Consider the following 11,826-nt stretch of genomic DNA (forward strand, 5'->3'; position numbering starts at 1 on the left):
CAGGGGTACGGGACGGGGTGTAGGTCCTGCGGTCGCGCCGTGGCCCTCGGTGACGGCCGTCAGAAGCGGGTCTGCGGCCGGACCGCGTGCGACAGGTCGATCAGCCGCTCGTACTCGGCCGGTCCCTGCCGCTGCCGGGCCAGCCAGCGGTAGCACTGCTCCAGCTCCGCCCGTACCGCCCGCTCCCCGCGAACGGCCGGGGGTGGCATCCCGATCCGCAGCAGGCCGTCCCGGGGACGCGGGTCCCGGCCCGCGGCGCGGACGGCGTCGAGCTTCCACTCGTACAGCTCGGTCCGCAGCAGCCAGGCCGCCTCGTCGCCCGTGACCACCTGGGACGGCGTGCCCGGCTCCGGCGCGAGGGCGGCCAGGCAGGCGTCGATCTCCGTCTCGTCGGGCAGCGGCCGGTCCCCCGTCGCGAGCCGGGCCGCCCTGACGCGGAGGGCGGCGATCCGGGCGACGGTGTGGTCCCGCGACTCGTCCGGCACCAGGGCCAGGACCTCGGTCGCCGCGGTCCGGTCGCCGCGCGCCAGAGCGAGCCTGGCCAGGCCCAGGGCCGCGCCGACGTGCGAGGGGTTGCGGGCGTGCACGGCCCGGAAGAGTTCGTACGCCGAGGGACCCGCCCCTGCGGGCCGGCCGTCGCCGAGCTGTTCCGCGCTGTACGCCAGCGCCAGCTTGGCCGCGTACTCGCCCGGCAGGGCCCGGTGCACGGCGGAGAAGTGCTCCAGGGCCGCTTCGAGCATGGGCTGCCGGTCGTCCAGCACATCGGCGCTGCGCAGCGCGACGAGCCCCCAGTGCCAGCTGAGCCGCCACTGCCGGACCGGCCCGGGGCCCGGTATGGCGGCGGCGGCCTGTACCTGTTCCCGGGCCGCCACCAGCGCCTCGTCGCCGTCCTGGCCGAGCAGCAGCCGGGCGTTGTGCAGGCAGATCTCCACCGACCGCTCCCCGTGGTCCGGCTGGGTCAGCGGCTGTGCCGGGTCGTAGCTGCTGACCCCGAACCGGGCGGCCTGCGGGTCCCGCGGATAGGGCCGGGGCACGGGCAGCCTGCGGGCGATCTCGGTCGGGGTGGGCAGCCCGGAGTCGAGCACGGGCGCCCGGGGTGTCTCGCGGCGGCCGTACAGCGGGCGGCGCAGCCAGTGCGCGTAGTCGGGTACCGAGCCCAGGCGGGCGCCCAGCAGTTCGGTGGACGGGGTGAAGTAGGCGGAGGGCTCGGGCTGGTCGCGCTTGCCGCGCAGGGCCCGGATCTCGCGCAGCACTCCGCGCAGCTGGCCCGCCATGTCCTCGGCGGAGCCGAACCTGCGCTCGGGGTCGTGGGCCGTGGCCCGTTCCACGGCCAGCCGGAACGAACTGATGCCGAGCCCCGGCACGTCGTCGCCGACGGCCCAGCCGGCCAGTTCGGCCAGGGTGACCCCGACCGTGTGCACGTCGTGGGCGACGGTGAGGGGGCCCGTGCCGTCCGTCTCGGGTGCGGCGAACCACGGGGTGATGACGGGCGGCGGGTCGACGGCCCCCGCCTTGCGGACGCCGCCGAGGTCGATGACCTTGATCCCGTCGAGGTGGTGGATGACGTTGGACGGTTTCATGTCCCCGTACAGGAAGCCCATGCCGTGCAGATGGGCGAGGGCCTCCAGGATCTGGCAGCCGTAGGTGATGACGTGCTCGATGTCGAGGACGAAGGCGCCCTTACGGGTCGACTCGATGACGGCCGTCAGGGTCCGGTCGCCGACGTCCTCCATCACGATGTAGCCGCCCGACACGGTGCCGTCCGCGTTGCGGGTGCTGACGAAGTCGCGGATCTGGACGATGCGTTCGTGCCGGATGGCGACCAGGCTGCGGCGCTCCTCGCCGGCCTGGGCGGCGCCGCGTTCCGCGTACCGGTTGAGGAGGCCCTTGACCGCGACGAAGTCCTCCAGGTGGGTGTCCTCCGCCAGATAGACCCAGCCCTGGCCGCCGTGGGCGATGGGACCGCGGATGCGGTACTGGTCCTGGAGCGGTGGCCCGTCCTTCGTCAGCTCGGGGCGGTAGGAGTACGGGGCGCCGCACTGCGGGCAGTACCCCTCGTCCGGTGGCGGGGCCGCCGTGTGCGGCGGCACGAGCGGGGTACGGCACGCCTCGGCCGAGCACGTCATCACGATGCGGACCGGCTGCTCGGCGGCGGCGAGGCGCTCGGTGGGGCTGCCGGGGTCCAGCAGCGGGAGTTCGAGCAGTCCGGCGGGGCCGTGCCGCTCGGGGGCGGTGGGCAGCGGCGGCAGTCCGGGGGCACTCTCCTCGCGGCCACAGGTGTCGCAGTAGCCGGTCGACCGGACCGCTCCGCCGCAGGGTGCGCCGGTGAATCGGCGGTGCGGGCACGGAATCCTCATCGGCGCTCCGCCGGTCCGCGTCCGGGCCGCTGGCCGGGCAGACCGGGCTGGTCCGGCTGCCCGGATCCGTTCGACCGGTCGAGGTCGTCACGTAACTCCCGTAACAGCTGCTTCAGTTCCGTCAGCCGGTCCTGCGGATCGGCCAGCATGCCCAGTTCCCGCAGCCGGTGGCGGCGGGTCGCCGCGTCGACCGCGGGGCGCGGTGCCAGGGAGGCCGATTCCACCATGCCCCGCAGTCCGGCCCACTCCCGCTCGATGCGCTCGATGCGGCGTACCAGCACCTCGGCCCGTTCCTCCAGGGCGGGCACCAGCAACCGCTCCGCCACCTCGGTGAGTCCGGCCCCGTCGGCGCGGCGGAAGATGACGAGCAGCCGGAATCCGAGCGTCCTGACGCGTACGAGGAGTGACACGAGCGCGACCGGGTCGGGGTCCTCGTCCAGCCCGATCACGGCGAGCACGGGCCCCGATCCGGCGGGCCGGCCGCCGTCCGAGCGGTCCGGGGCCCTGCCGCCCTCCAACAGCCAGTCGCGGTAGGCGTTGCGCTGGTAGCGGGGCGGTCGCAGCTGCGCGACCAGGGTCTCGACGAGGTCCTCGCGCCGGGTGGCGCCGCCCCGGCAGACGAGGTGGGCCCGGTGGAGCTGGTGCTGGAGGGCGCGGTCGCGGCCGGTTCCGCGTGCGACGACCCCGAACCGCACCGCCGGCTCCTCGCCGCCCGCGAACCAGTGCCGCAGCCGCCGCTCCAGCCCGCGGTCCCAGCCGTCCGGACCGCTCAGTTCGGCGACCAGCGGCACGAGCGCGGCAATGCGGTCGACGGGGATCATGTACGAGAGCGCCAGGTCGTTCTCGACGGGCGGCGCCGGTTCCGGATCGCCGCGCCGGCTGACGACCAGGCCGACGACCTCCTCCGTCCCCGGCCGCTCGCCCCGGGTCTGGACGGCGGCGCCGCTGAACCCGGGGCGCACCGCCTCGGCGTTGATCCCGGCGTCGAGCTGCACCCAGTCGCCGTGCAGTCCGCTGATCCGGCCGCTCAGCCACATCCCGTCGTCGAGGGCCTGGGAGTAGCCGCCGATCCACACCTCCCGGCCGCGCTCCAGCCGCCTGCCGAGCGGTGCGGGCGCCGCCTGCGGGCGGGGGCTGTCCAGGGCGAGCACGGCGATGTCCTCGCCGTCGGCCCCGTCGAGGCCGGGCAGCCAGCCGTCCGGGGCGACCCGGGCGCCGACCGGCGGGATGCCGGGGCTCTCGGCGAACTCCACCCACATCCGGGCGTCCGGTTCACCGACGACATGGGCGCAGGTCAGCATCCGGTCCTGGGTGAGGAGCACTCCGGCTCCGCACACCGGTCCGTCCGCTCCGCCGTGGCGTAACCGGAGCCGCCAGTCCGCTCTCAACTCCCCCATAGCTACCGAGAGTACGCGTGCAACACGCATGGTTCCCAGACTGCGCGCACAGTCCGTCCAACGGGCTACCGGACGTCACACCTCAGGGTGGCACCGGCCGTTCCCGGGTCGACACGGAGCATGAGGCGGCGCCCGGTGGCACGGACCTCGATGCCCGGATCCGCCGAGACGACCTCGCGCACCGGCCGGTCCCAGACCACCTCGAACGGTGCGCCGCTCCGGTCGGGCCCGCTGATGCGGACGGCCGTGGTGCTCCGGCCCTCGCGTACGAGCACACTGGCCGGCCCGGTCGAGGAGAGCCGCCCGGCCTCGCCCGGCTGCCAGAAGTTGGCGGCGGTCAGCCCGAGCGAGCGCACGGCGACGCCCTGTACGGCGGCCGTGTTGGCGAGCACCGTCAGCCAGTGCCCGTCGGCCGCGCGGGCGGCGACGGTGCGCCGGGAGGCGCCGGGCATCAGGAGGTAGAGATAGGTGGCGTCGGCCGGGTCGGTGCCGTGGTCGAGCCAGAGGGTCTGCCAGTGGCGGGTCTGCTGCTCGGTGGAGCTGGTGGTGTTGATGTCGGACCAGGCACCGGTCCTGGCCTCGCGCAGGGTGTGCAGGGCCGCGCCGCCGGGCAGCACCCAGCCGCCGTGGCCCTCCAGATGGGCCCAGCGGGGGTGTGCGCGGTCGTCGACGGTGAGGGCCTGCCCACCGTCCGGGCCCAGGTTGCGGTTGTCGACGACCGTCTCGACGGGGAGTCCGTCGGCTGCGGTGATGCCGGCGCCGAGGCAGATGACCGCATCCGCCGCGCAGAACCAGGACTTGCGGGCCTCCAGGGTGGAGCCGAGGCCCTTCACATGCTGTCCGACGGCCGCGAACTCGCCGTCGTGCGCGCCGCCGACCCACTGCACGGCCGGGCGCGGCTCGCCCCATTCGCCGCCGGCCCGGTCGGCGAGGCGCTTGGTGGAGACGGTGGTGCCGGGCAGCCGGTACCAGTCGACGGTGGGCCAGAACCAGTCGGTGTACTGGCCGCCGCCGTCCCGGCCCTGCCACCAGTAGAGCATTCCGGCCCCGGTGTGCCAGCCGCGCGGGTTCTCGCCGTTGCCGCATTCGTACGAGCTGATCCGCTCCGAGGACATGGAGAGGTTCGCGGCCCAGCCGGGGCGGCGGTGCACGGCCCGGTCCATCGCGGCGAACAGGGTGTGGCCGACGGGTTCGGGCGCGGCCGGGACGGGGGCGTCGGCCGCAGCCTGCAGCCGGGACAGGTCGGCGACGCCGAACTGCGGGGCGGCGAGGATCGGGCTGACGGTGTCCCGTTCGATCCAGCCCTTGACCATGCCGTTCCACCGGTCGCGTTCGGCCGCGGACGCACCGCCCGCGAGCAGGGCGACGGCGGCGATCAGGCCCTGGCCGTGGAAGTGGTCGCTGCGCATGATGCGGAGCTCGTCGCTCTTGAGGAGGCCCCGGCTGATGGCACGGCCGTTGACGCTGTCCATCATCAGACCGTCATGGATGAGCGGGGCGTAGGCGTGCTCGACGCTGTCGAGGATGATCTGGCGGTTGGGGTCGGTGACCGCCCAGGTGGATCCGGCCAGGAGCGCGAAGAGGCGGCCGAGACCGTCGAGCATGACCTGGCCGTACGTGCCCGAGTAGGCGACCCAGGTGTGCTGGACGAACGAGCCGTCGGCGTAGAGGCCGTCGCCCTTCGTCACGTACGGGAAGACGGGCGAGAGGGCGTCGCGCGCGAGCGCGGTCTTGGCGGCGTCCCGGCCGAGGATGCCGCGCAGGGCGACGGAGCGGCACAGGTCGACCCGGTTGGCTCCGGTCGAGGTGCCGCTGTAGTCCGTGAGCATGCTGTCCGGGATGAAGTGGTCGACGGCCGCGCAGGCGGCCGCGACGCGCTCCTCGCCGAGGTGGGGGCGCAGGACCGCGACGATGTCCATGAGCAGCCGCGGGCTGCCGATCTGCCACTCCCACCAGTTCCCGTACCGGGCCGTGGCCGGGTTGTAGACCGTCGCGGAGAGGTGGTCGAGGCCGCGGAGGATGTCGGCGAGGAGGCCCTCGTCGCCGGTGTGGCCGGTGCCCTGCTGGGCGTACGCCTGGGTCATCGTCCACAGCCGGCCGTAGCTCCAGGTGATCCCGGAGGGCGGGTCGAAGGTGTGCCCGGCCCAGAGGGAGTCGGCGGCGGGGGCCATCGTGGAGCGGAACTCCGCGGCGAGTGCGCCGGTCTCGGCCAGCTTGGCGGCGTAGGGCTCGGTGGCGGGGTCGTATCCGGTGCCGAGCGAGAGGTCGTTCCAGCGCAGCCTGAGCGTCTCGTACTCGTCCTGCGCCGCGCGGGCCGTCGGGGCGAGCGCCAGGCCGAGTGCGGTGGCGCTGCCGGTGGCGAGGAAGGTGCGGCGGGACCAGACGGGCAGAAGTGACACGGGGCTACCTCCGGTGGGCAAGTGGTTTAGACCGGTCGGTGGTCGGTCTAGCACGCGCTTACTGCGAGGGGGAAGAGGGCGGACGATGACGGCCCGCCCCGACGGGGAAGGGGCGGGCCGATGACGGCCCGCCCCTTCCCCTCATGGCGCGGTTCAGCTTCCGCAGTGGAAGCGGGCGCCGCCCCAGTCGGCGTGGTCGTTGCCGTTGCCGTCGCCGCCGTCACCGGCGATCAGCTCGACGTACTTCGCGCCGGTGACGTCCGCCGTCAGTGACCAGGCGGTGTCGGCGGCCTTGAGGACCGGCGACTTCACCTTCTCGGTGCCGTCGGCCGTCACGGAGAACTGCACGCTGCCCGCACTCTTCTGGACGTCGTCCACGCCCACCTCGGCGGTGAAGGAGGTGCACTTGCCGCCCAGGTAGTAGCGGACCTTCGCCGGTGCGTGGCTGCCGAGGCCCTTCTCGTACACCGTTCCGCCGATGGTCAGCGCGGTGCCGTCGCCGGTGCCGGTCTCGCCGTTGGAGAGGTCGCGCTCGACCGGTCCCCAGCCGTTCTCGGTGGCCGTCCAGTCGAGGTCGCTGGCCCAGCTGTCCGTGGTGGGCGGCGGCGGCAGGGTCCGTACGGACGTCTGCGCGCCGAGCGTCCGCTGCGCACCGCCGACCGTGTACCTGGCCTCGGAACTCAGCGGGTACGCCTGGTACTTGGCGTCCACCGGCGGGGTGACCTGCCAGCTCGCGGTGACCTTCGCGCCGGCCGCGACCGAGTCGAAGGTGACGGCGTCCGCGGGCTCGGCCTTCCAGCCCTCGGGGAGGGTGAGGTTCACCGAGACCGCGGTGGCGGCGGTGGCCTCGTAGTTGGTGAAGCTCGCCTTCACGGTGTTGGCCGTGCCCGGCTCCAGGGTCTCGGCGGCCGGGTCGAGGGTGAGCGTGCCGCAGGCGGCCTGCTCACCGGCCGGGGCGGCGCCCAGGTCGGTCACGGTGAAGCCGTCGAGGACGAAGTCGGCACCCTCCGGGGCGTCGCCGCGCTTGCGCAGCCCGGTCCAGGTGTCGCCGCAGCCCGCCGTGACGGTCTCGCTGAAGTGAGCGGTGGTGTGCTGCGCGCCGATCGCGGTGGTCCGGGTCCCGACCGTGTCGGGCTCACCGTCCGCGGTGATCCGGTCGTAGCCGTCGACCCATTCGTAGGCGCCTGCGTGGCTGGACTGGTAGTCGTACTCGACCTTGTAGCGGTGGCCGTCCGTCATCGGGACGGTCCAGGGAGCGGTCCGGTAGACGATGCCGGTGTTCTCCTCGTGGGCCTTGAGGGACTCCTTGCCGCCGAGCACGTCGTCGATGAGCTTCCCGTTCCAGCCGGCCTGGGTGTACGGGGCGTGCAGCTGGGAGACGCTGGTGCGGGGGTCGGTGGAGCCGCCCGCGTCACCCTTGAGGAAGGGGCCCCAGCCCTGGTCGACGTCCTCGAAGTCCTCGTGGACGACGGTGTTCTTCTTGGTGGCGGGGGCGTTGGCGACGATGCGTACGTCGTCGGCGCGGACGGCCGCCGCGCTGCCGCCGGCCGCCTCGATGCGCAGGGTGGTGCGCCCGTTGGCCGGAGCGGTGAAGTTCACCTTCGCCCGCTGGAAGTACGTGCCGTGCCAGTCGGACGCGGCGACGTAGTCCTTGGCGGTGGAGCGGTCCACGGTGACGGACTTCCCGCCGGCCGACAGGACGGTGTGCCGGGTCTTGCCGGGCTGGACCTCGATGAGGGCGGACGCGGTGTAGCGCGCGCCGGGCTTCAGTCCGCCGATGCTCTGGGAGAGCGCGGCCTTGCCTGTGCCGGACAGCTTCGCGCTGTTGCGGCCCTGGCTGTCGGTGTCACGGACGGCGGTGCCGGTCCTCGACCAGTCGGACAGCTTGTTGTCGTTGAAGCCGGGGTCGTCGACGAGGGTGCCCTCGCCCCACTCGGCGTCGGCGGCCTTCGGCGCCTTGTCCGGGTAGAGGACGTACGGCTGTCCGGCCTCGGCCGTCAGCGTGATCTTCCCGTCGACGGGACGGACCGTGCCGGTCTTGACCCGGCCGTTGTCGGTGAGTTTGTAGACGGTGTACGCGCCCTTGGAGGGCACCGCCCAGCTGCTCGTACCACCGGACCGGCTGTAGTGGTACAGCTTCTTGCCGCCGTCCCACGGCAGCAGGTAGTCCGTGCCGCTGAGCACCTTGCGGCCGTGGTCGTAGAAGGTGCGCTTCCCGTCCTCGACCGTGCCGCTCACCCCACCGGTGAGGGTGATGTCATTGCCGTCCCAGCGGGTGATCTTCTGGTGCTGGAGGTACTTGGCGGGCAGGTTGCGCTGCCAGATGTTGTCGGAGAAGGAGTTCCAGTCGGTCTCGCCGGTCCAGCCCTCGAACTCGTCGATGGCGGTCTGGCCGAGGACCGGGTCGTTGTTCCAGACGTCCTTCTCGTCGTTGCGGATGAACCGGATGATCTTCGAGTTGAGGCCCTTGTTGGTGGCGCCGCCGTAGTCGAGGTCATTGGCCCAGTGCGACCAGAGCGAGCCGCGCTCGAACTTGTCGGCCCACTCGCTGGAGACGTTCCAGCCCTGCTTCTGGAGGGACTGGAGGGTCTTGTCGGCGATCCAGCCGTGCGTGTAATAGACGTCGATGTACAGCATGCTGAGGTTGCTGTTCGTCTCGTCCCGCAGCTGCTGGAAGCGCTTGGCCAGGTCACCGCTGTTGATGTCGCGGCGCTGGTCGATGTAGTAGCTCTGGTTGAGCCAGTTCCAGCCGGGCTTCGTCTTGTCGACGAGGTTCTCGTCGAAGGCCTTCGCCTCCGGGTAGGCCTCGGTGGCGTTGACGTGGACGCCGAAGGTGGCGCCCCACTTCTTGCCGTCCTTCAGGAGCTCGTTGAGGTCCTTCAGCCCGCCGGCGCGCTTGTTGTAGTTGCCGCCGTAGTCGGGGTGGGCGGAGTCGTGGCCCTCGGAGGCGTACCCCTTGAGCAGCGCGAGCTGGCCGAGGCCGTCCGTGGAGAGGGAGATCCGCTTGACGTCGTCGAGGGTGCGCAGGAAGGGATGCGTGGCCTGGCTGGCGAAGTTGAACGGGATGTGGGTGACGACCCGGTCCGCGGTGTCCTTGCTGCCCGGGGCGACCACACCGATGGAGCGGAAGGCGACGGCGCCGTCCTGCCAGTCGACGCTCTTGTCGCCGTTGGCGTCGGGGGTGACGACGACCTTCGCCCAGGGCAGGTTGTCACCGCTCTCCGGCTTCGGTGCGCCGTCGCCGCGGTAGGTCCACTGACCGGACCAGACGCCGACCCGGGTGGAGCCGTCGTCGTCCTTGCGGGCCTGGTGCCAGAAGCGGGCGTCGTCGCCGCCGGTGGCGCCGGAGGGCTTGTCGTACGAGGAGTTGGACTCGACGGCGGCCGCGAGCGATCCGGTGTTGAGAAACGCGTAGGTGCCGCCGACCGGCGCGGCGTCGGCCTTGGTGGCGTCGGTGACCTTCGCGAAGACGTCGGCGGTCTTCGTCGAGTCGGGGTCGAGCTTCGTGAAGGCGGTCGCGGCTCCGGTGTCGGTGCTCGCGACGGAGACGAGGTCGTGGCCCGGGATGTCGATCGTGCCGACCCGGAACGCCTCGGTGTCGCGGACGGCGGTCACCTTGAAGGTGGTGGCGCGTCCGGAGACGGAGAGCGAGGCGTCGATCTCGACGCCGGGCAGATCCGCGAAGACGAGCGTGTAGCGGGCGGCCGACGCGGTGATCTCGGGGGCGCCCTTGAGCTGCACCGGGTGGGCGGTGCCGTTGAGGGTCACGGCGGTGACGGGCCGGGTGCTGCCGGACAGCTGGGCCCCGGTGGCACGGTCGGTGTATGCGAGGACGCGCGGGAAGTCGTCGGCGACGGCGACGGCGAGCTGCGCCGATCCGATGACGGGCGCGTCCGCCGGAACGGCGGATTCGGCCGCGGCTGAGGCGGGGGCGGCGGCTGAGGCGGGGAGGGCGGTCCCCACCAGAGCCAGGACGGCTGCTGAGGCGGCGGCTGCGGCGCCCACCGAAGTAAATCTTGGCGACATGTGCTCTGCGTAGTCGCCGTGTCGGGACAGCGTCAACGACGTACGGCCCCGAGGGCCTCTCCAGTCCAACAACCGTGCTGCGTAAGTCCAAGTGGGGAGTGTGCAGGTCATCGCAGTTGCCGCGTTCAGGTCCTGATCACGGAAACTCGGGGGGCTCGCCGACCACCCCGGCAAATACCGTTCACCTGCGTCGAGTTGTGAAGACTTCCTTCTTTTGAGAGCGCTCTCAGTCGCAAGTCTTGACGACTGCACCGGCCGTCGCGAGAGTGGTGCGCACCGCGGACGCCTCCGTTCCATCCCCCCGCACGACCGCCCCGTCCGCGACCCCCCCACGCACCCGGAGTCGCCTCATGATTTCGCGCAGAATGTTCCTCGGCGGCGGCGTCGCCGCCTCAGCGACGGCACTCACCTACCCCCTCTGGGGAAGCGCGCTGAGCCCGAGCGCGTCGGCGTCCGCAGCGACCTGCGAACTGGCCCTGGAGAACAAGTCCCTGCCCGGCCGGGTCAACGCCTACGTCACCGGCCACGAGCAGGGCACCGACCGCTGGGTGCTGCTGCGGCCGGACGGCAGCGTCTACCGCCCCGACTCCCCCGCCGCGCCGCAGACCCCCTTGCCGGTCGACTGCGCCATCCCGCTGAACGCGGCGGGCGGCGCACCGGTCGTCCTGACGCTCCCGCAGATGTACGGGGCCCGGGTCTACTTCGTCCGTGACGACACCCTGGACTTCTACCTCAATCCGGGCCCCTCGCTGGTCGAGCCGGCCTTCGCCACGTCCACGGACGCGAACTACGGGCGTACCTGGTCGTTCTGCGAGTTCACCTTCAACCCGCAGCAGCTGTACGCGAACATCAGCTACGTCGACCTGGTGACGGCGCTGCCGATCGGCCTGAAGCTGGAGGGCGACACCACGCACACGGTGGCCCCGCTCCCGGACGGTGCCGTACAGAAGATCGCCGACGGCCTCACCGCCCAGGCCGCCGCCGACGGGCAGCCGTGGGACCAGCTGGTCACACGCGGCTCGGACGGCAGCGTGCTGCGGGTCATCTCGCCGCAGAACCTGATGGCCCCGTTCTTCGACCGGCCGGACCAGATGCCGTTCCGCGATCTGTTCACCGCGCAGATCGACGAGGTCTGGGAGAAGTACCGCTCGACCGATCTGCGGATCGACCTCCAGGGCGGACGCGGCGTCTTCACCGGGCGGGTCAGCGGCGACACGCTGACCTTCAACGGCGGTCACACCTTCATCAAGCCCGTCTCCAAGGACATCTTCACCTGCAACCACGGGCCGTTCACCAACAACCCGGCGGACTCCGACGACAAGAAGGGCCTGCTGGCCCGGCTCGCGGCCGGTTTCAACCGCTCGATCATGCTCAGCCACCCCGACCAGCCCAACGGCACCACGGTGGCCGACTACTACCGGGGCGCGGTGACCAACCACTGGTCGCGCATCGTCCACGCCAACAGCCCGATCGGCTACGCCTTCCCGTACGACGACGTACGCCCCGACGGGGAGCCGGACGTCTCGGGCGCCGCGAACGACGGCAACCCGCGGCGGTTCACGGTGACCGTGGGGTCCTGAGCCTCCGGGACATGGGTGTGCCCCCGTCCGTGGGTTCCGGGACGGGGGCACACCCATGTCGGGGAGA

The 11,826-nt window shown here is 72.2% G+C and carries 5 protein-coding genes; 1 reads left to right on the forward strand and 4 read right to left on the reverse strand.

The features are described from left to right. Positions 1–59 precede the first annotated feature (59 nt). The 4 genes from OG912_RS07255 to OG912_RS07270 all read right to left on the reverse strand — a co-directional run bounded on the left by OG912_RS07255 (position 60) and on the right by OG912_RS07270 (position 10,179). Entirely contained in the window at positions 60–2,357 is a 2,298-nt protein-coding gene (locus tag OG912_RS07255) for a tetratricopeptide repeat protein (protein WP_327708660.1), read from the reverse strand. Then, positions 2,354–3,754, reverse strand: a complete 1,401-nt coding sequence (locus OG912_RS07260) for a serine protease (protein WP_327708661.1) — start codon at positions 3,752–3,754, stop codon at positions 2,354–2,356. Before OG912_RS07260 ends, OG912_RS07255 begins: the two co-directional genes overlap by 4 nt. Positions 3,755–3,819: 65 nt before the next feature. Further along, on the reverse strand, positions 3,820–6,144 hold the full coding sequence (locus tag OG912_RS07265) for a polysaccharide lyase 8 family protein (protein WP_443061077.1): 2,325 nt from the start codon (positions 6,142–6,144) through the stop codon (positions 3,820–3,822). 162 nt (positions 6,145–6,306) lie between these two features. Continuing rightward, positions 6,307–10,179 (reverse strand): endo-alpha-N-acetylgalactosaminidase family protein, encoded by a 3,873-nt coding sequence (locus OG912_RS07270; RefSeq protein ID WP_327708662.1) that lies wholly within the window; start codon positions 10,177–10,179, stop codon positions 6,307–6,309. Between the two features lie 350 nt (positions 10,180–10,529). Between OG912_RS07270 and OG912_RS07275 the strand changes: the two genes are divergently transcribed. Continuing rightward, the gene (locus OG912_RS07275) at positions 10,530–11,759 is read left to right on the forward strand and encodes a glycoside hydrolase family 64 protein (RefSeq protein WP_326738975.1); all 1,230 of its coding nucleotides are present in this window, start codon (positions 10,530–10,532) and stop codon (positions 11,757–11,759) included. Positions 11,760–11,826: the final 67 nt, after the last annotated feature.

Source organism: Streptomyces sp. NBC_00464, from assembly GCF_036013915.1.
Lineage (GTDB): Bacteria > Actinomycetota > Actinomycetes > Streptomycetales > Streptomycetaceae > Streptomyces.